The 22,997-nt window shown below is 62.7% G+C and carries 21 protein-coding genes; 8 read left to right on the forward strand and 13 right to left on the reverse strand.

The annotated features are described in order from the left end of the window. Window positions 1-68: 68 nt before the first annotated feature. The gene (locus C8K18_RS20085) at window positions 69-494 is read right to left on the reverse strand and encodes a DUF3830 family protein (protein WP_029966520.1); all 426 of its coding nucleotides are present in this window, start codon (window positions 492-494) and stop codon (window positions 69-71) included. A 578-nt stretch (window positions 495-1,072) separates the two neighbouring features. Then, entirely contained in the window at window positions 1,073-1,996 is a 924-nt protein-coding gene (locus tag C8K18_RS20090) for an AraC family transcriptional regulator (protein ID WP_107709039.1), read from the reverse strand. A gap of 176 nt (window positions 1,997-2,172) precedes the next feature. Between C8K18_RS20090 and C8K18_RS20095 the strand changes: the two genes are divergently transcribed. Next, window positions 2,173-3,171, forward strand: a complete 999-nt coding sequence (locus C8K18_RS20095; protein ID WP_107709041.1) for a LuxR family transcriptional regulator — start codon at window positions 2,173-2,175, stop codon at window positions 3,169-3,171. 114 nt (window positions 3,172-3,285) lie between these two features. Here the strand turns inward: C8K18_RS20095 and C8K18_RS20100 are convergent, their stop codons facing one another. Together C8K18_RS20100 and C8K18_RS20105 are read right to left on the reverse strand one after the other, a co-directional pair. Then, window positions 3,286-4,047, reverse strand: a complete 762-nt coding sequence (locus C8K18_RS20100; RefSeq protein ID WP_006049155.1) for an ABC transporter permease — start codon at window positions 4,045-4,047, stop codon at window positions 3,286-3,288. Continuing rightward, window positions 4,044-4,970: an ABC transporter ATP-binding protein gene (locus C8K18_RS20105; protein WP_006049154.1), complete on the reverse strand. Its 927-nt coding sequence runs from the start codon at window positions 4,968-4,970 to the stop codon at window positions 4,044-4,046. Before C8K18_RS20105 ends, C8K18_RS20100 begins: the two co-directional genes overlap by 4 nt. 403 nt (window positions 4,971-5,373) lie before the next feature. Here C8K18_RS20105 and C8K18_RS33355 point away from each other — a divergent pair, with 403 nt between their 5' ends. Then, window positions 5,374-5,790 (forward strand): hypothetical protein, encoded by a 417-nt coding sequence (locus C8K18_RS33355; RefSeq protein ID WP_181324929.1) that lies wholly within the window; start codon window positions 5,374-5,376, stop codon window positions 5,788-5,790. 221 nt (window positions 5,791-6,011) lie between these two features. On the opposite strand, the gene C8K18_RS20125 is transcribed toward C8K18_RS33355, so the two are convergent. Together C8K18_RS20125 and C8K18_RS20130 are read right to left on the reverse strand one after the other, a co-directional pair. Continuing rightward, window positions 6,012-7,709 carry a tannase/feruloyl esterase family alpha/beta hydrolase gene (locus C8K18_RS20125; RefSeq protein ID WP_107709047.1) on the reverse strand — a complete coding sequence of 566 codons (1,698 nt, stop codon included), beginning with the start codon at window positions 7,707-7,709 and terminating at the stop codon, window positions 6,012-6,014. 2 nt (window positions 7,710-7,711) lie between these two features. Further along, a complete protein-coding gene (locus C8K18_RS20130; protein ID WP_107709049.1) occupies window positions 7,712-8,812 on the reverse strand; it encodes an OpgC domain-containing protein in 1,101 nt (366 codons plus the stop codon). Window positions 8,813-8,877: 65 nt separating this feature from the next. Between C8K18_RS20130 and C8K18_RS20135 the strand changes: the two genes are divergently transcribed. From C8K18_RS20135 to C8K18_RS20145, 3 genes are all read left to right on the forward strand, one after another. Continuing rightward, a complete protein-coding gene (locus C8K18_RS20135) occupies window positions 8,878-9,144 on the forward strand; it encodes a hypothetical protein (protein WP_107709051.1) in 267 nt (88 codons plus the stop codon). A 176-nt stretch (window positions 9,145-9,320) separates the two neighbouring features. Continuing rightward, window positions 9,321-10,493 carry an acyltransferase gene (locus C8K18_RS20140; RefSeq protein WP_107709099.1) on the forward strand — a complete coding sequence of 391 codons (1,173 nt, stop codon included), beginning with the start codon at window positions 9,321-9,323 and terminating at the stop codon, window positions 10,491-10,493. 75 nt (window positions 10,494-10,568) lie between these two features. Next, window positions 10,569-10,826, forward strand: a complete 258-nt coding sequence (locus C8K18_RS20145; RefSeq protein ID WP_029966536.1) for a hypothetical protein — start codon at window positions 10,569-10,571, stop codon at window positions 10,824-10,826. Window positions 10,827-10,847: 21 nt separating this feature from the next. Here C8K18_RS20145 and C8K18_RS20150 read toward each other — a convergent pair whose 3' ends face one another. Beyond that, a complete protein-coding gene (locus C8K18_RS20150; protein WP_006049148.1) occupies window positions 10,848-12,764 on the reverse strand; it encodes an AAA family ATPase in 1,917 nt (638 codons plus the stop codon). Window positions 12,765-13,269: 505 nt separating this feature from the next. Here C8K18_RS20150 and C8K18_RS20155 point away from each other — a divergent pair. Beyond that, on the forward strand, window positions 13,270-13,893 hold the full coding sequence (locus C8K18_RS20155) for an ATP-binding cassette domain-containing protein (protein ID WP_107709053.1): 624 nt from the start codon (window positions 13,270-13,272) through the stop codon (window positions 13,891-13,893). A 28-nt stretch (window positions 13,894-13,921) separates the two neighbouring features. Here C8K18_RS20155 and C8K18_RS20160 read toward each other — a convergent pair whose 3' ends face one another. Then, the gene (locus C8K18_RS20160) at window positions 13,922-14,929 is read right to left on the reverse strand and encodes an NAD(P)-dependent alcohol dehydrogenase (RefSeq protein WP_107709055.1); all 1,008 of its coding nucleotides are present in this window, start codon (window positions 14,927-14,929) and stop codon (window positions 13,922-13,924) included. 156 nt (window positions 14,930-15,085) lie between these two features. Continuing rightward, window positions 15,086-16,675 (reverse strand): tetratricopeptide repeat protein, encoded by a 1,590-nt coding sequence (locus tag C8K18_RS20165; protein WP_107709057.1) that lies wholly within the window; start codon window positions 16,673-16,675, stop codon window positions 15,086-15,088. A gap of 250 nt (window positions 16,676-16,925) precedes the next feature. Here C8K18_RS20165 and C8K18_RS20170 point away from each other — a divergent pair, with 250 nt between their 5' ends. Together C8K18_RS20170 and C8K18_RS20175 are read left to right on the forward strand one after the other, a co-directional pair. Next, on the forward strand, window positions 16,926-17,123 hold the full coding sequence (locus tag C8K18_RS20170; protein ID WP_107709101.1) for a heavy-metal-associated domain-containing protein: 198 nt from the start codon (window positions 16,926-16,928) through the stop codon (window positions 17,121-17,123). A 44-nt stretch (window positions 17,124-17,167) separates the two neighbouring features. After that, on the forward strand, window positions 17,168-17,581 hold the full coding sequence (locus C8K18_RS20175) for a DUF305 domain-containing protein (protein ID WP_107709059.1): 414 nt from the start codon (window positions 17,168-17,170) through the stop codon (window positions 17,579-17,581). A 24-nt stretch (window positions 17,582-17,605) separates the two neighbouring features. Here C8K18_RS20175 and C8K18_RS20180 read toward each other — a convergent pair whose 3' ends face one another. From C8K18_RS20180 to C8K18_RS20195, 4 genes are all read right to left on the reverse strand, one after another. Beyond that, window positions 17,606-18,046 carry a hypothetical protein gene (locus C8K18_RS20180; protein ID WP_107709061.1) on the reverse strand — a complete coding sequence of 147 codons (441 nt, stop codon included), beginning with the start codon at window positions 18,044-18,046 and terminating at the stop codon, window positions 17,606-17,608. Window positions 18,047-18,292: 246 nt separating this feature from the next. After that, window positions 18,293-19,480: a 2-methylaconitate cis-trans isomerase PrpF gene (gene prpF / locus C8K18_RS20185; RefSeq protein ID WP_107709103.1), complete on the reverse strand. Its 1,188-nt coding sequence runs from the start codon at window positions 19,478-19,480 to the stop codon at window positions 18,293-18,295. A 26-nt stretch (window positions 19,481-19,506) separates the two neighbouring features. Further along, complete coding sequence (gene acnD / locus C8K18_RS20190) at window positions 19,507-22,104, reverse strand: Fe/S-dependent 2-methylisocitrate dehydratase AcnD (protein ID WP_107709063.1); 2,598 nt, start codon at window positions 22,102-22,104, stop codon at window positions 19,507-19,509. A 164-nt stretch (window positions 22,105-22,268) separates the two neighbouring features. After that, the coding region (locus C8K18_RS20195) for a citrate/2-methylcitrate synthase (RefSeq protein WP_308810921.1) at window positions 22,269-22,997 on the reverse strand (729 nt) is incomplete at its 5' end.

Genomic DNA, 22,997 nt, shown 5'->3' on the forward strand with positions numbered 1-22,997 from the left:
GCATGAACGCGCGACGCAGACGCCGCGCGTGCAACTTAGATGGGCGTCCGAAAAACGCCCGGCGATGCTCAGATCTTTTCGAACAGCACGTCTTGCGCGCCTTCCCACAAAACCTTTACGCCGACTTCGCGCAACTTCTCCTTGCCTTCGACGATGGTCAGGAAGTGGTTGCCCGCGAGCTGTCCCATCTTGCTCGCGAAGCAGCACGAGCCGTAGGCGATCAGAATTTCGGTTTCGCTATAGCCGCCCGGATAAAACAGAATGTCGCCGACCGACGGATGGCTCGTGTGATTTTCGAAGCCGACCGCCGCGCCGTCGTTCTCGAGCTTGAATTCGCCGAGCGGCACCCAGCAGCCTTCGCCGCTCCAGCGTACGTGGATGATCTTCTGCCGGTACGGCAACAGCTTCAGGAAAGCGGCCACGGTTTGCGGCGCGTCGGGGTTCGTTTCGGCGATAAAGACATGGCCGCAGGAGGTGATTCGAAGTCGGGTCATCGCTTGATATCCGGTATGACGGTGAATGTTGGATGAAGTGGTCGGTCAGACGCGGCTCGGGCCAAGCCGTGGGCTGGTCATTCTGTCGTGCCGTGCAAGGGTTCGACAGATACAGTTCGCGCGGGCCCGGTCAGGCCAGTTCGACCGCAAGCGCCACGCGCCGATTGGACCGTGCGTGAGTCGACATAGCATGGCCATGCCAGCTTTGCAGGTTGTCGCGCCACGAAAGTTCGTAGTTTGCAAGCCGCGCAATGCACAGCACACTTCGAAAGGTGCGTGATTCCTACAGACGGCTTCCAGCTTCGCTTCTTCCTGCGTGGCGCAGTCCGGCCGGCCGCCAAACCAAGCGCGAACGAAAGGCGCAGCGCCGCCATGCATCGGAGGGCACCGCTCGCAGCGGCGAGCGCAGCGGACGCCGTCCATCACCGGCTGTTGCCGCTGTTGCCTAGTGTTGCCGGCCGTTGCCGGCCCTTGTCCAATAACCTGTCTGAGGCTGAACTGGCCATTTTGCTGGTCGGCTGCTTGTCCGTTGCTGATCGCTTACCGGCGCAAGCGTTGGCTGCCGCACGGTCCGCACGTCAGCCGCGCAACCGGTAAGCCAGCGGCGTCACGCCGTAATCACGCTTGAACTGCACGGAGAAATGACTGGCATTCTCGTAACCAACCGCAATTGAGATCTGCTGCACGGTCTGATCGGTCGAACGCAAGAGCCTGGCCGCTTCTTCGAGTCGCAAGCGCGTCACGTATTGATGCGGCGTTTCGCCGGTTTCGCGGCGGAACACGCGAGCAAAGTGGAAGCTGCTTAAGCCGGCCTGCGCGGCAAGTTCGCCGATGGTCAGGTCGGCACTGAGATTCGCCCGGATGTAATCGGTTACACGCCGGATGCGGCGCGGCACCAGCCGTTCGGGTTGATCTAAGCGCGCCGTGCCCGCTTCCCGGCCGCGCGAATAATGTTGAAGAAGATGCGCGGCGAGCGCGTGAACCAGCGCATCGACATACAGGCGCGAGTCGGCCGGATCACTGGCGGCGCGATGCAATGCAGAAAGCATCGCGGCAACCAGCGGATCATGAAACCGCATCGCGTCGCCGAGCGACAGTTCGCGGCACGACCCGCCGAGCTCCATCTGATCTGCGACGCTGTCGATCAGACTGCGCTCGATATGTAAATGGACGGTCGACAGCGGCTCATCGCTGATCGAACGCCAGCGCCAGGAAATCGGCGCGGGCGGCACATACCAGAGTTCGCCCACTCGCAGTTCGGCGCTTTCCCAGCGCCCGTTCAGATTGCGCTCGAGATGCTCGGCGCCGCTTGCCAGCGTCATCAGCGTGAGGTCCTGCAGGCCGGGCGCTTCCAGCAGTTCCTGCTCGTCCGGCTCGAGATAGGAGCGCAACACCAGATGCCGCCACGGGCGATCCACGCTCGACACCAGTTTCTGGCCCGCCATGTAGCGGTCGTAGGCAAGCGTCGTTGTCAGCTTTGGAATTCGTGTCTTCACGTCCATTCCCAAGGAGGTGCCGTATGCAAAAGAGAGAAACCCGTCAAACCCGCGTGGCCGGTCGGCTGTCAGCGCAAGATCGCAAAAATGATAGCAAGGAACCGGCTACCGTAATTTTTGGAAATAGCTAATCATTCAGGTTGTCGTCTTTCACGCGTTTCGAACGCCGGAGCTACCGTTTCATGGAACACGAATGCGATACGCTGCCGCATTGGCTGACCGGTTCGCCGCAGGGCGAAGCCGGCCATGCGTCGGCAGCATACAACCCAGCGGTCACCGCACAACCGGCCTACCCGGCCGGTACGCGGCAGGCCGCGAAGTCAGCCCACGCGGCTGAAGCATCGATCGTATCTAGCCGCGCGGCAACAGGCGCGGCGCCCGCAGGCTTCCTCACGCTGTTCACCGAGGAAGAGATCGGCACGCCCGCGCCGGCCGCGCGGCGCGCGCCGGTCATCAGTCCGCTGGTGCGTTTCGGCAGTGCGCAGGACCGCATCGAATTCGTGCGGCAGCGCATCAGGCAACTGGGCTTCAACTCGTTCAGCTATACGGCCACGCGCACGTCGGCGCATCGCAAGACCATGTTCGTGCTGACGAGCTACGAGTCGCAAAGCTGGCTCACGCGCTATTTCCGCGAGCGTTATTTCGAGCTCGATCCGCGCGTGGCGCTCGCGTCGCCGACCGGCATGCCGTTCCTCTGGAACACGGTCGACATGCGCGCCGATCTGCCGCGTGCGCAAATGCGCAGCGAGCGGCTCGGCGGGCTGATCGACATGCTGGAGGCAACCGGGCGCAAAAGCGGCATTCTCACGCAGATGCCGCTGCCCGAGCCGGAACTGAGCGCGAGCCTGTGCTTTAACTCGGAGATCGCCAATCCGCGCTGGATGACCGAATCGATCGTGGCCGAAACGCTGATGTTCGCGCACACGATTCATGAGTTCATCTGGACGCACGCGAAGAGCGTGATCGGCATGACGCCCGCGCAGCAGCATCGCGTGACGTTGAGCGAGTTGCAGCACGCAGTGCTGAAGGCGGTGGTTCAGGGGCAGCGCGACAAGGAAATCGCGTATTTCCTCGGGCTGTCGCCGCACAATGTGGACTACCATCTGCGCCGCTTGCGGCAGTTGTTCAATGTGCGCAATCGCGTGCAACTGATCAACGTCGCGAAGGCTTACGTGTCGTAGCCGCGGGTAGTACGCGGAGTACGCACGGAGCACGCACGTAGTGCAGGCAGGCCACGAAAACGGCGTGGCGGCTTCCCGCCGCCACGCCGTTTTTTTAATGCGCGGGCTTTGCGCCTAGCTCTTCAACCGGTAGCCCGTCTTGAAGATCCACGCAACGATCGCAAGAAACACCGCGAGAAAGAGCGCCGTCATGGCGAGGCTTATTTCGACGTTGACATCCGCGAGACCGTAGAAGCTCCAGCGGAATCCGCTCACCAGATAGACGATCGGATTGAACAGCGTCACGATCTTCCAGAACGGCGGCAGCATGTTCACCGCATAGAAGCTCCCGCCGAGGAACGTCAGCGGCGTGATGATCAGCAGCGGCACGAGTTGCAGTTTCTCGAAGCTATCCGCCCAGATGCCGATGATGAACCCGAGCAGACTGAACGTGACCGCGGTCAGCACGAGAAACAGGATCATCCAGAACGGATGCTGCACTTGCAGCGGCACGAACAGGCCCGCGGTGGCGAGAATGATGAGCCCGAGCAGGATCGACTTGGTAGCCGCCGCGCCCACATAACTCACGACAATCTCGAGATACGACACAGGCGCGGACAACAACTCGTAGATGGTGCCGGTAAAGCGCGGAAAGTAAATGCCGAACGACGCGTTCGAAATACTTTGCGACAGCAGCGACAACATGATCAACCCCGGCACGATGAACGCGCCGTAGCTGATGCCGTCCACTTCCTTGATACGCGAGCCGATGGCCGCGCCGAACACGACAAAGTAAAGCGACGTGGAAATCACCGGCGCGATGATGCTTTGCATCAGCGTGCGCCAGGTGCGCGCCATCTCGAACTTGTAGATCGCGCGAATGGCGTAGATGTTCATTGATTACCTCGAAGCAGGCTCACGAAGATGTCTTCAAGCGAACTCTGCGTGGTGTGCAGGTCCTTGAAACGGATGCTGGCGTCGTCGAGCGCCTTGAGCAGCGCGATGATGTCCGTGCGGCCGCCGTCGCCTTCATACGTGTAGATCAGTTCGTTGCCGCCTTTGGCGACATCGAGCCCGTAGCCGGCGAGCGCGGGCGGCAGTGCGTCGAGCGGGCTCTCCAGTTGCAGCGTCAATTGCTTCTTGCCGAGCTTGCGCATGAGTTCGGTCTTCTCTTCGACGAGCATGATCTCCCCGCCGTTGATCACGCCGATGCGGTCCGCCATTTCCTCCGCTTCGTCGATGTAGTGCGTGGTCAGGATGATCGTCACGCCGCTTGCCGCCAGCGAACGCACGAGCTTCCACATATCGCGGCGCAATTCGACGTCGACACCGGCCGTGGGTTCGTCGAGGAACAGCACGCGAGGTTCGTGCGACAGCGCCTTCGCGATCAGCACGCGCCGCTTCATGCCGCCCGACAGCGTAATGATCTTGCTATTGCGCTTTTCCCACAGCGACAGGTCGCGCAGCACCTTCTCGATATGCGCGGGATTCTTCGGCTTGCCGAACAGGCCGCGGCTGAACGAGACGGTCGCCCAGACGGTTTCGAACGAATCGGTGGTGAGTTCCTGCGGCACGAGGCCGATCAGCGAGCGCGCGCCGCGATAGTCGGCGGCGATATCGCGGCCGTCCACCATCACGCTGCCTTCGCTAGCGTTGACAATGCCGCAGATGATGCTGATGAGCGTGGTCTTGCCCGCCCCGTTTGGCCCCAGGAGGGCAAAGATTTCTCCGCGGTTGATCCCGAGGTTGATGTTTTTGAGCGCCTGAAAACCGCTTGCATAGGTTTTCGACAGATTCGTGACTGAGACGATTGGCTGCATGGATTCGACGATGGCAGACACCGTTGTTTAAGTGGATGAAATGACGCGCAAGCGCGGCCGCACCCGCAATGTAATGGAAACTGCGAAAGCCTGCAGCGCAACGGATCGAAGTCTACGGGAAGTCGCGTACCGCCGAACTCATCGCCGAGCCGTTTCGCTGCAGCGCAAGATAGTTCGGTTTCCGTAACGATATGGGCGCGATGCGCGTCGTCTCCCGCAGCGTTCCCCGATCGCCCAGCAGACTCCCGCCGCCACCGTCCCGGGAACGCCGCGTGCTCGATTTCAGCCGTGCTGCTGCGCCCGTGCGCGTCGCGCCGGCATCCAAGGCACAGTGCTTGCGGCAGTTTGTTCATGTGAGTGCAAGGCGCTCGCGTGACATCAATCGACTCTATGGAGATGAACCATGAAACGCTTTACCAAAACGATTTTTGCTTCAGCGCTCGTAATGGCACTCTCGGGCGGAGCCTTTGCACAAGCGGGCGGCGGTGCCGGTGCCGGCGGTAGCGGCGGCATGGGCGGCGGTGGTGCGGCAGCGGGTGCGGGCGGCTCGGGCGGCGGTAACGGCGTGGGCGCCGGCGGCGGCACGACGGGCGGCGCGGGCGGCACCGCGGCGCCAGGCGTCGGCCCCGGCACGATGAAGCACCCCGGCGATTCCGGCTATGGCTCGCCGGGCGTGACCGGCACCGGCGGCGGCATGGGCACGGGCACCGGCGCATCGCCGAACAGCGCAACCACGAACCGTTCGAATAGCGGCAGCATGAGCAACGGTACCCGCAGCGGCACGAGCGGTACTAACGGTACGATGCAGAACGGGCAGTAATCACGTTAAGGGAAGACTCGCGCTCGGGCCGGGGCAGTCGTATGAATTCGAGGCCCTGATTTAAGAGCGCGAGGAAAGATGGACGGCGGCGCCGCTTGACGGCATCGCCGTCCATTTGTTTTTTCACCCGCAATCAGAGCGCTTGCAATGCTCCAGCGTCGATGGTGGATTTTGCAACGGCTCCAATGTAAAGAAGTCGCGCTTCGCTTTACGGCTCGCCGTCACGGCTCCGCGCATACGAAGCTGCTCGCGAGATTCACATTGCCCTTGCCCGCGTAACGCGGAAACGTCGGATAGCGGCACAACGGTCGCGAGCGTCCATTGGTCGCCGCGGCGATGTCGGTGGCGATCAGCGTTTCCGGCGACGCGCCGCGCGTGACCCAGCTATCGAGCGCGCCAAGCAGATCCACCGACGGCACGAACGCACCGCTGCCATGCTGAAAACCCGGCACCATGTACAGACGCATGAAACGGTTGACCTCGTCCACACCGTAACGATCGACGAGCGCCTGACGGTAGGCAATCGTCTGATTGGGGCTGATGACTTCATCGGCGAGGCCTTGCAGCGTGATGAGCTTTCCGCCGCGCGCCATGTAGCGCGCGAGGTCCGTGTTCATTGCGCCGATGGTCTGCGACAGCGCGATCAATTGCGTGCGATATTTGCCGGGACGTTGCGGGTCGAACTTCAGCGAGTCGAAGTCCGCGTCGTGTGCAACGAAGTAACGCACATAGCCGTCGCCCTGCGCAAACAGGTAACCGTTGGCGAAGAATCTCGGCGTCGCGAGCCGTTCGGCCTGGTGCCCGAGGCCCAGTGAACCCGCGAAATACGTGCCCTGAAAAACGTTGTAACCGCGATAACCGCCGACATTCCAGGCGAGCTTGTACGGCAGCGACAAACCATCGCGCAGCACCATCAACGTAGCGAGTTGCGGCTCGGTGACGCATTCGTCGCGTGGCAGCATGTGCCCCGCGCAACGCAACGAATCGACGATCTCCGCCTCATGCTCCCGGCATGCGGCGACGTCGCTCACGATGCCGTCGGCGGCGCCGTCAAGCCGGTCGCAAACCGCAAGCGTTCGTCGATACACGTGATCCAGCAGCAGCGGCGGGATGAAGCCGCCCGGCGTCGCATATTCGGCCTGGCCGACCTTCACGCCGATGAGCCGCACGCCGGAAAAATTGAGTGCCGGCGAATTGGCGATGACGCCGTCGTAGTCGTCGGGAAAGCGCTGCATCACCGTGTAGCCTTCGCGGCCACCGGTCGAGCCGCCGGCGAAATACATGCGCTGCGGCGGCCGCCCATAAGCGCGCGCGATCAACGCAAGCGCGGCGTCGTGTGTCTTCTTCAGGTGCGCATAGCCGAAGTTCGTCACGGCTTCGTCGACGAGACCGAACACCGCCAGCGACGAATCGCCCACATGCCCGGAATCGTCGCCGAACGTCGCATAGCCTTGCGCAAGCGGCGCGCGATCCGGTGAAAACGGCATCACGCCGACGCCGCTCACCACCACGCCGTTATAGCCGCCGCCGCCCACTTGCAGCGCGCGGCCGTTCCAGTGGCGCGGCAGATTCAGGTCGAAGCGGATGTCGGGCGTGGTCGGCTTCGCCGCCTTGATGCGCCCCGTGATGCGGCAGTATTCGCCGCCCTGCTGATTGCCCGGCGCGGTCGCGCCGACCATCGACGCGCTCTCGATCTGCGCGCCCGCAGTCGGCAATGCGATGAGTTCCGGCGGCAAGACGGCGCCCGCGAATTCGGCGCAACGCATCGAAAGCGGCGCCTCCTTTTGCGCGGCGAGCACCGTACGCGAGCCGGGTCCGGGCAGCACGCCGGCAAGCGTGGCCGCTATTGCGACCGAGATTGCTAATGCGCATAGCCGCGAAGCTCGCGGAACAGCCGTGCGGCGCGAGCGCGCCCTCATCCTCAACGCGCCCCGCTCGCTGCCGCGCGCAGTTGCTGCCCTTTCCATCCGTGCCAGCCGCGCGCAAGAATCAGCAGTGCGCCGATCGCGACGACATCGCCGGCCAGCCCGATCAGCACGCCGCGAAAGCCATGAAACATGTGAGGCGTCGCCGTATCGACGATCAGGGACACGAGCGTGCCGCCGACAAAACACACGAGCCCCGTGCGCCCCACGGTAACGACAGCAGGCAGGCGCTGCGCAAGCCGCGCGATGCTGCCCACGCGCACGAGCCGCGCGGCAAGCCATGCTATGACGATGAAATTGATCACGCGGTCCACGGAAAGATTCTGTTTAAGGGTGCCGGGCAAAGGCTGCGTCAACACGAAAAGTTTAACCGCGGCAAACGCGAGCACGGCGGCGACGGCCGCCCATGTCAACCAGCGAGCGGCCTTCCCTGCATGAAAGCGCTCGCTGACCGGCGCGAGCCGGCACACGATGCCGAGCACGAACATCAGTTGCCACGCAAACGGATTAAAAGCCCAGTCGGCGATGTCGTCAATGCTTAGAAGCGAAGCAAGCGGCCGCGCGAGCCACCATACGGCGGCGCTCAGGGCCAGCGCCGCCACGCGCGAGCGCATGGCCAGCGGCACCATGGCCGGCACCAGCAGCGCGTAAAAGACGTACATCGGCAGCACGCTCGACAGATACGGCTGCCGGCGCAACACCGCGATTTCAAGCGCCTGATGCAGCGGCCTCGCGGCGAAAGGCGACCAGCCGGTGAGTTCGATCATCGCGTGATTCAGATTGAGGAACGCGAGCACCGCGCCCGAAAGCAGCGTGAGCAGCGCCGTCAACAGATAGGCGCGGTAGATTTCCCAGCAACGCAGCACGAAGCGCAGATTAGCGGCCTTCTCGCCGCGCGTGGCGAGCACCGCCGTATAGGCCGCCGCCGACGCATAGCCGCCGAGAAACACGAACACTTCCGCCGAATCGCACAACGCGTACGCATGCAGCATCAAATGCGAAAGCGTGCTGCCCGGCATGTGATCGAGCACGATGACGATCAGCACGACCCCGCGAAAGAAGTCGACTTCGACGGAGCGTCCGCGGCGAATGTCCATTCGGTTCTCGCAGCAAGGTTATCCAGCAACACAGCACGATATAACGTTTGGGGCGGCGTCGTGCGATGAGTTCATGCACGCTGACAGGCAGCCTCCTGTTTGCAGTGGCGCAGTGGCAATCTGAAATCGCGCTGTCGGCAAGCGGTAATTGTGATTCAGGCGATTGGCGCGATTGCGGCGATTCACGCAATTCAGAATTCGCGATGGAAAGCGCATTCGATGCGCGGCAAGTTTTGCGGCCTTCACAGCTATTTGCGAATGCACCGGTAATTGCCGCCGAAAAAAATCCGCGCATTGCGGTGTGCGATTTTTTTCGCTTTTTTTCATCGTAGGATGGTTTCATGCACGACCGTCGGAGTTCGCGCGTCCCGCTCGAACGATGCTCCGCACGGCGGCCACTCATGTGGACCGGATACGCCTGCCCGGTCATTCACGCGGCACCGGTCCTTCCATTTCCGGCCTGAACGGTTCGCGCACGCGCACCGCCTTCGCATTGGAAGACACTCACATGAACAAAAGAATTGCCGGCTTCGACGGACTGCGCGCCATTGCAGTCCTGATGGTCTTTCTTCAGCACCGGCTATTCGGCGACATCGGCGAAATAGGCCATCTCGGCGTATGGATCTTCTTTGCACTGAGCGGCTTTCTGATTATCGGCATTCTCTCGGCACAACGGCTTCGCATCGAAGAAAACGGCAGCGGGTTCGTCGTGGAGCTGAAGCGTTTTCTGTTTCGCCGCACGTTGCGCATCTTCCCGATTTATTACCTGATGCTGACCGTGATGTGCGTGCTGATGCTCTTCGGCATCGCGAGTCCGGAACTGGCGAGCGGCATGCCGTTTCATTTCGCTTATCTGTCGAACTTCTGGATCGGCTCAGTGTTGCATTACTGGCCAGGGCGCTACTCGCATTTGTGGAGTCTCGCGATCGAGGAGCAGTTCTATCTCGTCGTCGCGCCGCTGCTGTTGCTGCTTGCCGCGCGCCGCCATTTCGTCGCGTGCGTGATGATCGCGGCGACGGGACTCGTTGCGCTCTTCGCGATGCGCGCCGGGCATTGGCAGGAGATCACGATCTACACGCATCCGTTGAGCAACTTCTGGCTATTGGCGCTCGGCGGAATGGGCGGCCTGATGGTCGCCGGCAACGCAGCCGGTGTGCGTGCGTGGCTCGGCCACGGCGCCACGCTGTTTGCGTTGAGCGTTTGTCTCGTGGGCTTTTGCGCGAGCGAGCCGGTGTGGAGCGAGTTGCACGATCCGCTGCTGTTCACCGTCGTCAATGCCGTGTACGGGGTATGCATCGCGGCGCTCGTGTGTTCGATTGCATGCTGCCGCAATGCGGTCGTCGTGGGTCTGCTGGAAGCGCGCTGGCTCGCGGGGCTCGGGCGGATCAGCTACGGCTTCTATCTGTATCACAACCTGATTCCCGACCTGACCCGCAACCATCGCGCGCAGGCGTTGTTCGGCGGTGCGGTGCCGCTGTGGGCGCATACGCTGGGAATTGCGGCGTCGTTCGGCATCTCGCTCGGGCTCGCGCTGCTGTCATGGCGGCTGATCGAGGAGCCGATTCTTCGATTGAAGACGCGGGGGGTTTCGGTGGATAACGCAAAGTCTGCAGCGCCGCAGCACGATAAACGCGGCGCGCGCGTGCTGACAGACGATGATGCGGCTTCCGAGGTCGCTTGAGGTTGTCGAAGTCGACCCCTTGGGCACGCGCATTGCTGCCTGCCTGTCGTGACTGCAATCAACTGGAGATGCGCCGTGGCCACTCAGCCCGATAGCCCGAACGAGCACGACCAGAAGCCAGACGAAACAAAAGACCCCGGCGGTCCACCCACCGAGGTCTCAAAGCCTATCGGCGATGCAATCCCGACGCCGGTCGAACCGGGGCTTGATCAGCCGCTGCCCGAGAAAGGCGAAACGCCGCCATCGGATGACGACGAAGCGAAGCGCGACCCTTTGGGCGAAACGGAGACGCCTCCGGGCGTTCCGCCGCCGGGGCCATCCGACTTCGCCTAGCGCGCGTCGGCTTATCCGCCTTTACGCGGCTTCCGGCTCAGGCTCCTGCTCGTGCACGATCTTCAGCGTGCTTTTATGCTCCCTGATCAGCCGATACACCGTCTCGCCAGGCACCGTTTCGTGCTCGAGAAGTTCGTCGGCGATAGCGCGCAGCACCGGCTCGTACGCATGCAGCAGGCCATAGCACTGCTCGTTCAATTCCTTCAACAGCACGTTCGCCTGCTCGATCGCGCTCTTCATCTGAAGACCCGCGTATTGCGAAGGCAACGCGGCGAGGCTGAACAGATTGCCGTCGCTGTTAAAGCCGAACTTGGACACCATGTCGAGGCCGATGCGCGACGCTTCCTGCAAATCGGAAGCCGCCCCGCTTGATGCCTCGGAGAACGCGAGAATTTCCGCGTTGCGCCCGCCGAGCAGCACCTTGATCTCGTTGCGGATCTCGGTCTCACGGTACAAATGCTTGTCCTGCGCCTTGGTGATCAGCGCCACGCCGAGCGCGCCGCCTCGCGGCAAAATCGTGACTTCTTCGAGTACGCCTGTGCCGAGCAGCGCGGCCACGAGACCATGCCCCGCTTCGTGCACGGCGATGCGCGTGCGTTCGTCTTCGGTCAGCGCGCGCTCGGCGCCGCTCACGTCGCCGATACGGGCAATCTTGATCGCCTCGATGAAATGCTTCGCCGCGATTTCCGTCTCGCCGGCCTTGCGCGCGACAAGCCCCGCCTGGTTCACGACCATCGCGACGGTCGCGGGTGACAGGCCCGTGGTCAGACGCGCGAGCTGATCGTAGTCGATGTCCGCCGCTTTCGATTTCAGCTTCTCCGCATAGAAGCGGAAAATCTTCGCGCGATCTTCGCGATCCGGCAGGCGAACCTGCACCGTGCGATCGAAACGGCCCGGCCGGCGCAATGCCTCGTCGAGATTGTCGGGATGGTTCGTAGCCGCGACGATGATCACGCCTTCGTTCGAAGCGAAACCATCCATTTCCGCGAGCAGCTGATTGATGATGCGGTTGCTCTCGGCTTCGACAGGGCCGCCGCCTGTGTCGGTGCGCTTCGCGAGGCCGTCGGCTTCGTCGATGAAGATCACCGTCGGCGCATTCTTGCGCGCCATTTCGAACAGGTGCTTGACCTTCTGGATGCCGACGCCGTAATACTTCGCGCTGAAATAGCTGCCCGTGATCGAGATGAAGTTCGCGCCGCATTCGCCGGCCAGCGCCTGCGCAAGCCGCGTCTTGCCGACGCCTGGACCGCCCACCATCAGAATGCCGCACGGCGCGCGCACACCCATCGACGTAAATTGCTTCGGGCTCGACAGATAACCGCGGATGTCCGCGAGCGCCGCCTTCGCTTCGTTCGCGCCGATCACGTCGTCGAAGCGCAGCGTGGGTGCCTTCGTCAACAGCGACGCGCCGCCGCGCATTTCGCGGCGCATGAACCACACCATGCCGCCGATCAGCAGCAGCGGCAGAAGCAGGCTGATCACGTCGCGCGTCTGGTCGAACACCTGAAGCCAGCGCGAGCCGCCCGTGCGAATGTCTGCGTCGGGCAACCACACGAGCTGATAGGAAGCGGCGTCGCCGGTTTTAGGTTCGCCAAGCAGCAGCGCATGCGAGAACGTCGCGTTGTGGTCGGTCACGAAGTACTTCGAACCGTCGCGCTTCGACACGAGAATCGCACTCGGACTCACGCCGATCGCCGCAACGTTCGCGTCATGAATGTCGCGCAGCATTTGCGACGCGTCTTTCTCCTCGCGCGTCCACGCGGACGTATCGTGCCGCATCTGACTCGCGACGCCGGTTAGCGCGGGCGCGACCTGCGCCGAGCGCTGCTGGTAATGCCACAAACTGAATGCGAGCACGAATGCAATGAGCGCGGCCACGGCCGCCACGGTGATTTTGCGTGCACGTCTTTTCTCAAGCGAGTTCTTTCCCGGCTTCATGAGTCACTTCCAAAAACAGGCCCGAGCGAGCCCTAATACATGTCAAATCAGAGGATGAGCGGTTGGGAGAGGAATCGGCTTTCGCGACGCCACGCCTGCCCGGAAGAGAGGATGCCCAACCATGCATCCCTTTTACCAGTCGCGTACGAGCCAGTATGCCGTGCGGCTGCTTCTTCCAAATCGCAGAAAAGGCCTGTTTCTACCGCCTATCCCGCCGTTTGATGAAGGCGGAATATAGGGCGCAAGCCGCGCATGAGATGCGGTAGAAAACTGCTCCGGCGCACAGTTTAGCAGCGTAAAAAAGGCCGTGTATTCTGTAGACCTATCATTTTCAACCCGCCCTATTTTTTGTCATGCGCTGTCGAGCGGTAATCGGTCAATTGTTCCTGATTATTCGTTTCTGGACCGCGCGCATTTTTTGTTAGGCTTCGCCATTCGTCAGCGCTTGATTGCGGAGACGGCGACATGCCCCTGCGCGGCACGCACATTCAACACGCCACAACTTATGCTTCGATTCGAAAACCTCAGCAAGCGCTATAACGACCGCATCGTTTTCGCGGAACTGCATCACGACTCCGCCGCCGGTTGCGTCGCGCTCAACGACGAGTCGGGAAGCGGCAAATCCACCTTGCTCGCGATTCTCGCCGGCGCGCTTGCAGCCGATTCCGGCGATGTCTGGATCGGCGGCCATTCGGTGAACGCGGCGCCCGCCGTCGCGAGATCGCTTTTGACGTACGTGCCAGAGGATTGCATGCCGTCGCCCGATCCGACCGGCCGCGAGTACTTGCAGCGCGTGGCCGCGGCGCGCAACGCGAGCGTCAGCGACGCCACGCTGACGCTCGCCGATTGTTTCGGGCTCACGCCGCATATGGACAAGCGCTTCGAACAGATGTCGTTCGGCACGCGCAAGAAGTTCTTTCTGACCTCGGCGATGCTCGGCGAAACCAGCGTGCTGATCGCCGACGAGCCCGTAGGTGGACTCGACGCCGCCGCGCGCGCCGTGCTGGTCGATCTCTTCACGACACTCGCGCAAACTCGCACGGTGTTTTTCTCGAGCTATGACGAAGCGTTCACTGAAGCCTGCGCGGCTAGCCGCATCACGTTTGCCGATCTCGCGCAGCGCGGCTAAACCTGGCGGGCCGTGCACCGCGCCGCGCTCAAATCGACACGCAGATCTTCCCGAAGTGCGCACCCGACGCCTCGTGCCTGAACGCATCCGCGAGTTGCGCGAGTTCGAACGTGCTGTCGATCACCGGCTTGATGCCCGTCACTTCGAGCGCGCGGATCATATCGCGCTGGTCCTGCCGGCTGCCGACGATCAAGCCTTGCAGCCGCTGTTGCCGCGCCATCAGCGCCGCGGTCGGCACGGGGCCGGCGCGGCCCGTCAGCACGCCGATCAGCGCAATATGCCCGCCGATCCGGCAAGCCGTGATCGACTGCGGCAACGTGCCCGGGCCGCCCACTTCGATCACATGATCGACGCCTCGGCCGCCGGTCATCGAGCGCACTTCCTTGCCCCATTCGGAATTGTCGCGGTAGTTGATCGTATGATCTGCGCCGAGCGCGCGCAGCTTCTCGAGCTTCGCATCCGATGAAGACGTCGCGATAACCGACGCGCCCATGGCTCTCGCAAGCTGCAAGCCGAAGATCGACACGCCGCCGGTGCCGAGCACGAGCACCGTGGCGCCCGCCTTCAACTGACCGTCAACCACGAGCGCCCGCCACGCGGTGAGCCCCGCGGTCGTCAGCGTCGCGGATTCGGCATGGCTATAACCCTGCGGCGCATGCGTGAAATACCGGCTCGGCAGCACGACGACTTCACGCGCATAGCCGTCGACGCCGTCGCCCGGTGTGGTCGTGAAGTCGCCGATGGCGGGCGGGCCGTTCTCCCAGAACGGGAAGAAACACGACACCACGTGATCGCCGGCCTTGAATCCGTCGACGCCTGCGCCGACCGCCTCGACGACGCCCGCGCCGTCCGCCATCGGAATACGCCCGGCCTCGGCGGGCAACACACCGCTCACGACGCCATAGTCATGGAAGTTCAACGAGCTCGCGTGAATGCGAACCCGAAGCTGGCCCGCGCCGGGCTGTCCAGGATCGCCGATGTCGACCACCTGGAGACTATCGACGCTGGCGGGTGATCCAATCTTGACGGCTTTCATATCGCGGCTCCTTTAGGTTTTGTCAGGCGCTCGACGCGCGCCCTGCTTCGCCAAAGAATATCGCAAGCAGGTGTTGCATGTCGGCGAGCGCGGCATCGCGAACCGCGCGTTTATGTTTGTTTTACGGGGCCAACACGAAGCCGCGATGCCAGCCCGCTAGCGCACAAAAGAGCCGTACGTCTTGCCCAGTTCATAACGACGCTTCAGTTCCTCCGCGATACGCGCGATGACGTCCGTCCAATTGTCCCGCTCCGGCTGCGTGAAGATGCGCACGCCCGGATACCACGGACTGTCTTCGCGATCGCGCAGCCAGCGCCAGCAACCGGCGAAGCGATTGAGCAGCCAGACCGGCTTGCCCATCGCAGCGGCGAGATGCGCGACCGACGTATCGACGGAAATGACCAGATCGAGGTTGTCGATAATCGCCGCGGTGTCCGCGAAGTCCGCGACTTCATCCATCCAGTCGGTCAAGTACGGTTTCGTGGCGGCGCTCGGACGCTTCGCGAGGTCGTCGGTCTTTTGCAAGCTGATCCAGCGAAGCGGCGACGACGCGAACAATGGCGCCATTTGCGCCGAGCTCAGACTGCGTGCGCGGTCTTCGGTAAGCCCCGAGTGACCGCCCGCCCACACGACGCCGACGCGCGGCAGCCCTTGTTGCGGCAACGCGTCGAGTCTCGCGCGCCAGGTCGCGGAGCGCTGCGGGTCCGCGCACAGATATGCGTCGGCTGGAATGTTGTCGAGGCGCGTGCCGAACGCGAGCGGCAGCGACATCAACGGACATTGCCAGTCCCATTGACTGATGTCCGGCATGACGTCGTCGAGCATCACGAGACCTGGCCAGCGGGCGCACAACGACTCTTCGTAAAGCCGCCGCAACGACGGCGGGCAGATATAGCCCACCTGGGCAAAGCGTTCGAGCGCGAGCGGCAGATAACGCACGAATTGCAGGCTGTCGCCGTGGCCCTGCTCGGGCAACACCAGCAGACGCGCGCCGCTCGCGTTCAGGCCATGCGCGCCGCCCACCACGTCGGGGCGCTCGCCCTTCCATTGCGGCAACGGCAGTTGCGGCGCCTGCGACGCGGGCTGCCCGCGAGCATCGACGAAATTCGCCGTGCGCTCCTCGAAGTACGGCCACGCCTCTTCGTAGCGGCCTGCCGCGAGCAGCAGCAGGCTGAGACTCGCGCGCGCACCGCGATTCGCGGGATCGAGCGCGATGGCTTGCCTGATATGCCGCTCCGCGTCGCTCAACGAGCCCAGATCCTTGACGACGACGCCGAGGTTCGCATGCGCCTGCGCGTAGTCCGGCTTCAGCTCGATCAAACGCCGATACACAGCCGCGGCCTCGTCGGCACGCCCTTGCAATTGCAGCGCCACGCCCAGGTAGTAGTGAAGCGGGAGCGAATCCGGCTGATGGACAAGTCCCGCCTTCGCGGTCTGTGCGATGCTCGCGAACATGCGCAGCTTGATCTGGACGAGGCACAGCATGTCGAAGAACGGCGGCTGCGGCTCGACTTCGATCGCGCGCTCGATCCAGCGCTGCGCCAACGGAAGCTGATCCGACGCGAGCGCCACCAGCCCACGCGCATAAAGAGCCCCGGCGTGCGTCGAATCGTGCATGATGATCCGGTCGAGCAGCGCCTGCGCCGTATCGAGCCGGCCTGCGACGCGCGCCTCCTCCGCCTCGTTGAACCAGAGCGAGATGACTTCAGATGAGACTTCAGATGACAGCGGAGTTGGGCTTTGCATGATCGCAAGAATGAGATTGCGTTGATGAACCGTGGAGGCGTTGCCCGGGCACGGGCTGCGAACGCTGCGTTACTGCGAGTTGCGTCGATTATCGATGCCCCGCGCGGGAACCTGTGTAGGACCGTTCCGAATCGGACGCGCACATTGGCGTCAGCAATAAAGTAAAAACGCCGGGATACGGACTTGACCTTACCCCCGTGGGAAGGTCCAAGATGGCCCTGAGATTTATCTCAGGAGATTCGAAATGGAACTGGAATTAGCGGTAAAAGATATGTCGTGCGGCGGCTGCGCCAACTCGATCGCTCGCGCGCTCACCGGTGTCGATCCGGCTGCGGCCGTTGACATCGACGTGTCCACAAAAATCGTCAAGATCGCTTCGACGCTGCCGGCCGCGAAACTGATCGAGGCGATCGAAGCGGCGGGCTTTCATCCGTCGATAAAAAACTGATCATGTATGTTTCGCTCGACAGAGCTTTTAAACGGGAATCGACTATGAACAAATTTCGCGCGTTTCGCCCGCTTCGTGTCCTATGCGTATTGGTATCCGCCGGCCTCGCATGCGCCGTTGCCGCCGTGCCTGCCCATGCGCAGCACACGGCGTCCATGCCCGGCATGGATATGTCCTCACCGGCCGACGCCGGCTCGGGCGACTCGACGCCGGCATTCAAGGCCGCCGACGACAAGATGATGAAGAACATGAGCGCGCCGGCCTACACCGGCGACGCCGACAAGGACTTCGTCGCGCACATGATCCCGCACCACGAGGGCGCGGTCGACATGGCGCAGGTCGAGCTCAAGTACGGCAAGGACCCCGAACTGAAGCGCCTTGCCAGGAACATCATCAAGGCGCAGCACGAAGAGATCGCCTTCATGCAACGCTGGCAGGCGAAACACGGCGCGAAGTAGTCTCGCAGGCCAGGACGGAGCCACTCAGTGCTGGGTGGCGCCCGCTCCGGAACCGGCTTCCATGTCGTCCGCCAACGCGTCGTCTGCCGACTCCGCCTGCGCGGCGGCCGCGCTGTTCGCGGCCTCCTGCAGCAGGCGCGCGGCATGGCTCGCCGTGATGCGCTTGCGGGCAACTCCCTTTGCATCCAGTCCGATAACCTGGAACAATTCGCGGTCGCACGCGAGTTCCTGCCGATACTGCTCGCCAGTACTGACGAGTAATTCGAGCATGCTCTGCTGACGGTGGCGCTCGTCGGCCGTGACGGCAGGATTCCTACATATCGTGGACGCAAGTGCAACCAGCGTATCCAGTTTGCTCATCTGCCGGTCACAGAAATGGAAAGCCGACAACGCGAGCTTTTCGTACTGGAGAGCATCGACAGGCGGGCGAGAATCGGCTTGCGGCGGCTTCTTGTTCTTACTCATTGTGCGATCTCTCTAAGACATCAGTGGGTCGCCCGCATCCTGCTGTGGACGATGCGGTTACGATCGCAGGCGGTCAAACCTGGTCATCGGTTGTTCTTCAACGGGCTGTTGATTATAGCGAGTACCGAGCCGTGAAAGTACAACCAGGCAAGCTAAATATGACGATGTTTCGTCACCCGAATTATTTCATCTAGCCTGGCAGCCGCGGTCGTCCATCGACGCACAAATCCGAGATACGTCGCATGGCTAAACAGCCGCGGGCACCCTCACCCAACCTTCCATCAACACGCGCGCGCTGCGGCTCATCACCGCCTTCTTCACGACCCACTCGCCGCCCGCGAGCGCCGCCTCGGCCCCGACTCGCAGCGTGCCCGACGGATGCCCGAACCTCACGGCTTCGCGCTCGCCGCCGCCGGCCGCCAGGTTCACCAATGTGCCCGGAATCGCCGCCGCCGTGCCGATTGCCACCGCCGCCGTGCCCATCATCGCGTGGTGCAGTTTGCCCATCGACATTGCGCGCACAAGCAAATCGACATCGCCCGCATTGATCCGCTTGCCGCTCGACGACACGTAATCAGCGGGCCGCGCGACGAACGCGATTTTCGGCGTGTGCTGCCGCGTCGCGATTTCGTCCAAGTTCTTAACGAGTCCCATACGCAGCGCGCCATGAGCGCGAATCGTCTCAAACATGGCCAGCGCTTTTTCATCGCTGTTGATGGCGTCCTGCAACTCCGTGCCCTTGTAGCCGATCGCTTCGGCATTCACGAAAATGGTCGGAATGCCGGCGTTGATCATCGTCGCCTTCAGCGTGCCGACGCCCGGCACTTCCAGGTCGTCGACGAGATTGCCCGTCGGGAACATCGAGCCGCCCGCGCCGTCTTCTTCCGCAGCCGGGTCCATGAATTCGAGCTGCACTTCCGCAGCCGGGAAGGTCACGCCGTCGAGTTCGAAGTCGCCGGTTTCCTGCACCGCGCCGCCCGTCATCGGCACATGCGCAATGATCGTCTTGCCGATGTTCGCCTGCCAGATGCGTACGGTCGCCACGCCATCGCGCGGAATGCGGCTCGCGTCGACCAGGCCCGCGCTGATCGCGAACGGTCCGACCGCCGCCGACAGATTGCCGCAGTTGCCGCTCCAGTCGACGAACGGCTTGTCGATCGACACCTGGCCGAACAGGTAATCCACGTCATGATCGGGCCTGCTGCTTTTGCCGACGATCACGGTCTTGCTCGTGCTCGACGTCGCGCCGCCCATGCCGTCAATCTGCTTGCCATACGGATCGGGGCTGCCGATCACGCTCAGCAGCAGCGCGTCGCGCGCGGCGCCGGGCATTTGCGCCGCGTCGGGCAAATCCTGCAAGCGAAAAAACACGCCCTTGCTCGTGCCGCCACGCATGTACGTGGCCGGAATCCTGATCTGCGGTTGATGCGCCATGAAAGTGTCCTGAAACGAAATCGTGATCAAGCCGCCGCTCGCGACGACTCCAGAAAGTCCTGCGCAAAGCGCTGCAACACGCCGCCGGCCTCGTAGATGGAAACCTCTTCGGCGGTATCGAGCCGGCACGTCACCGGCACCTCGACGCGCTCGCCGCTCCTGCGATGAATCACCAGCGTCAGGTCCGCGCGCGGCTTGCGTTCGCCGACCACGTCGAAAGTTTCGCTGCCGTCAATCGCGAGCGTGATGCGGTTCACGCCCGGCTTGAACTCGAGCGGCAACACGCCCATGCCGACGAGGTTCGTGCGGTGAATGCGCTCGAAACCTTCGGCAACGATCGCTTCCGCGCCGGCCAGGCGCACGCCTTTCGCTGCCCAGTCGCGCGACGAACCCTGACCGTAATCCGCGCCCGCGATCACGATGAGCGGCTGCTTGCGCTCCATATACGTTTCGATGGCTTCCCACATGCGCGTGATCTTGCCCTCGGGCTCGATGCGCGCGAGAGAACCGGCCTTCACCTTGCCGTCCACCACGACCATCTCGTTCTTCAAGGTCGGGTTCGCAAACGTCGCGCGCTGCGCGGTCAGGTGATCGCCGCGATGCGTCGCGTACGAATTGAAATCCTCTTCGGGCAAGCCCATTTTCGTGAGGTATTCGCCCGCTGCGCTGTCCGGCAGAATCGCGTTCGATGGCGACAGGTGATCCGTCGTGATGTTATCGCCGAGCACGGCAAGCGCACGCATGGCCTTTAACGTGCGCTCGCCTGCCAATGCGCCTTCCCAATACGGCGGACGGCGAATATACGTGCTCGTCGGGCGCCAGTCGTAGAGCGGGTCGGCTTTATCTCCAGTGTCGACGGAAACCGCGAACATCGGCTCATACACTTTGCGGAACTGCTCGGGCTTCACGCTCGAAGCGACGATAGCGTCGATCTCTTCGTCCGACGGCCAGATGTCCTTCAACGTCACCGCATTGCCTTCGGCATCGACACCGAGCACGTCTTTTTCGATGTCGAAGCGAATCGTGCCCGCAATCGCGTACGCGACCACCAGCGGCGGCGACGCGAGAAACGCCTGCTTCGCAAAGGGATGAATGCGTCCGTCGAAATTGCGGTTGCCCGACAGCACGGCAGTCGCGTAAAGATCGCGCTCCACGATCTCCTTCTGAATGACCGGATCGAGCGCGCCCGACATGCCGTTGCACGACGTGCACGCATATGCGACCACGCCGAAACCGAGCTGCTCCAGTTGGGGCAGCAAGCCGGCTTCTTCCAGATACAGCGTGACGGCTTTCGAGCCCGGCGCAAGCGATGTCTTCGCCCACGGCTTGCGAGTCAATCCGCGCCGGTTGGCGTTGCGCGCGAGCAGGCCCGCAGCGATCATGTTGCGCGGATTGTTGGTGTTCGTGCAGCTTGTAATGGCCGCGATGATCACCGCGCCGTCCGGCATCAGGCCCGGCTCGTTTTCGACCTTTCCGCTGATGCCGCGCGCGGCCAGCTCCGAGACCGGCAAGCGCCGATGCGGATTCGACGGCCCGGCGAGCGTGCGCACGACCGTGGACAGATCGAATGTGAGCACGCGTTCATACCCGGCATGCTCGAGGCTGTCGGCCCACAAGCCGGTTTGCTTCGCATACGTTTCGACGAGCGTCACGAGTTCGTCGTCGCGGCCCGTCAGCTTCAGATACTTGATGGTCTGTTCGTCGATATAAAACATCGCGGCCGTCGCGCCGAATTCGGGCGCCATGTTGGCGATGGTCGCGCGGTCGCCGAGCGTGAGCTTCGTCGTGCCTTCGCCGAAAAATTCCAGGTACGCGCCGACCACTTTCTCTTTGCGGAGGAACTCGGTGAGCGACAGTACGACGTCGGTTGCAGTGATGCCTTCGCCGGGCTTGCCCGTCAAGTCCACGCCGACGATATCCGGCAGCCGCATATACGACGCGCGGCCCAGCATCACGCTTTCCGCTTCGAGTCCGCCCACGCCGATGGCGATCACGCCGAGCGCGTCGACCATCGGCGTATGCGAGTCGGTGCCGACGAGCGTATCGGGAAACGCCACGCCGTCTTGCACCTGCACGACGGGGCTCATGCGTTCGAGGTTGATCTGATGCAGGATGCCGTTGCCCGGCGGAATCACGTCGACATTCCTGAACGCGCGCTTCGTCCAGTCGATGAAATGGAAGCGGTCTTCATTGCGGCGATCTTCGATAGCACGATTCTTCGCGAACGCATCGGGATCGAAACCGCCGCATTCCACCGCAAGCGAATGATCGACGACGAGCTGCGTCGGCACTACCGGATTGACGAGCGCCGGGTCGCCGCCCTGCGCGGCAATCGCGTCGCGCAAACCGGCGAGATCGACGAGCGCGGTCTGGCCGAGAATGTCGTGACACACGACGCGCGCGGGAAACCACGGAAAATCCAGCTCGCGTTTGCGCTCGATAATCTGTTTCAACGACGCGACGAGCGTCACCGGATCGCAGCGTCGCACGAGATTCTCCGCGAGCACGCGCGAGGTGTACGGCAGCTTGTCGTAGGCGCCGGGCTGGATTGCGTCGACGGCGGCGCGCGCGTCGAAGAAATCGAGCTCGGTGCCGGGAAGGCGTTTGCGGTAGGCAGTATTCATGGCTTGGGGACGATCGGTAATGAAGCGCAAACAAGGCGGCGACGTGCGCGAGCGCGCCTTAAGGGCAGGCGCGTTCCGGTATTTAAAGCAGGCGCTTCGGTCTAGTGTAGCTCGCGGCTGCGAAAGCGCGGCCTCGGTTCGTTATCGAACCGAGGCCGTCAACATCAAACGCGTTTTTCGAGCGGCACGAACGACAAATCGTCAGGTCCCGTGTAATTCGCGCTCGGACGAATGATCTTGTTGTCGATCCGCTGTTCGATGATGTGCGCGCTCCAGCCCGCAGTGCGCGCGATCACGAAGAGCGGCGTGAACATCGCGGTGGGCACACCCATCATGTGATAAGACACAGCGCTGAACCAGTCGAGATTCGGGAACATCTTCTTGGCTTCCCACATCACCGATTCAAGACGCTCGGCGATATTGAACAGCTTGTTGTTGCCCGCTTCTTTCGACAGCTTCTTCGCGACTTCCTTGATGACCTTGTTGCGCGGGTCCGAGATCGTATAGACCGGATGACCGAAGCCGATCACCACTTCCTTGTTCTCGACGCGCCTGCGGATGTCGGCTTCCGCTTCGTCCGGCGTCTGATAGCGCGACTGGATTTCGAACGCCACTTCATTCGCGCCGCCATGTTTCGGTCCGCGCAATGCGCCGATTGCGCCGGTAATCGCCGAGTAAATGTCCGAACCCGTGCCCGCGATCACGCGGCCGGTGAACGTCGACGCGTTGAACTCGTGTTCGGCATACAGATTGAGCGACACATGCATTGCCTCGACCCACGACTTCGGCGGCTCGACGCCATGCAGCAGATGCAGGAAGTGGCCGCCGATCGAATCGTCGTCGGTTTCGACTTCGATGCGCTTGCCGTTGTGCGAGTAGTGATACCAGTAGAG

This window comes from Paraburkholderia sp. GV068, from assembly GCF_003058125.1.
Classification (GTDB): Bacteria; Pseudomonadota; Gammaproteobacteria; order Burkholderiales; family Burkholderiaceae; genus Paraburkholderia; species Paraburkholderia graminis.

Coding starts and splice junctions, on each gene's coding strand:
- acnD (WP_107709063.1), bottom strand. CDS start 22,104: ATGAATACTGCCTACCGCAAACGCCTTCCCGGCACCGAGCTCGATTTC.
- C8K18_RS20095 (WP_107709041.1), top strand. CDS start 2,173: ATGGAACACGAATGCGATACGCTGCCGCATTGGCTGACCGGTTCGCCG.
- C8K18_RS20150 (WP_006049148.1), bottom strand. CDS start 12,764: ATGAAGCCGGGAAAGAACTCGCTTGAGAAAAGACGTGCACGCAAAATC.
- C8K18_RS20140 (WP_107709099.1), top strand. CDS start 9,321: ATGAACAAAAGAATTGCCGGCTTCGACGGACTGCGCGCCATTGCAGTC.
- C8K18_RS20130 (WP_107709049.1), bottom strand. CDS start 8,812: ATGGACATTCGCCGCGGACGCTCCGTCGAAGTCGACTTCTTTCGCGGG.
- C8K18_RS20105 (WP_006049154.1), bottom strand. CDS start 4,970: ATGCAGCCAATCGTCTCAGTCACGAATCTGTCGAAAACCTATGCAAGC.
- C8K18_RS20125 (WP_107709047.1), bottom strand. CDS start 7,709: ATGAGGGCGCGCTCGCGCCGCACGGCTGTTCCGCGAGCTTCGCGGCTA.
- C8K18_RS20085 (WP_029966520.1), bottom strand. CDS start 494: ATGACCCGACTTCGAATCACCTCCTGCGGCCATGTCTTTATCGCCGAA.
- C8K18_RS33355 (WP_181324929.1), top strand. CDS start 5,374: ATGAAACGCTTTACCAAAACGATTTTTGCTTCAGCGCTCGTAATGGCA.
- prpF (WP_107709103.1), bottom strand. CDS start 19,480: ATGGCGCATCAACCGCAGATCAGGATTCCGGCCACGTACATGCGTGGC.
- C8K18_RS20090 (WP_107709039.1), bottom strand. CDS start 1,996: ATGGACGTGAAGACACGAATTCCAAAGCTGACAACGACGCTTGCCTAC.
- C8K18_RS20180 (WP_107709061.1), bottom strand. CDS start 18,046: ATGAGTAAGAACAAGAAGCCGCCGCAAGCCGATTCTCGCCCGCCTGTC.
- C8K18_RS20135 (WP_107709051.1), top strand. CDS start 8,878: ATGAGTTCATGCACGCTGACAGGCAGCCTCCTGTTTGCAGTGGCGCAG.
- C8K18_RS20175 (WP_107709059.1), top strand. CDS start 17,168: ATGAACAAATTTCGCGCGTTTCGCCCGCTTCGTGTCCTATGCGTATTG.
- C8K18_RS20155 (WP_107709053.1), top strand. CDS start 13,270: ATGCTTCGATTCGAAAACCTCAGCAAGCGCTATAACGACCGCATCGTT.
- C8K18_RS20160 (WP_107709055.1), bottom strand. CDS start 14,929: ATGAAAGCCGTCAAGATTGGATCACCCGCCAGCGTCGATAGTCTCCAG.
- C8K18_RS20100 (WP_006049155.1), bottom strand. CDS start 4,047: ATGAACATCTACGCCATTCGCGCGATCTACAAGTTCGAGATGGCGCGC.
- C8K18_RS20165 (WP_107709057.1), bottom strand. CDS start 16,675: ATGCAAAGCCCAACTCCGCTGTCATCTGAAGTCTCATCTGAAGTCATC.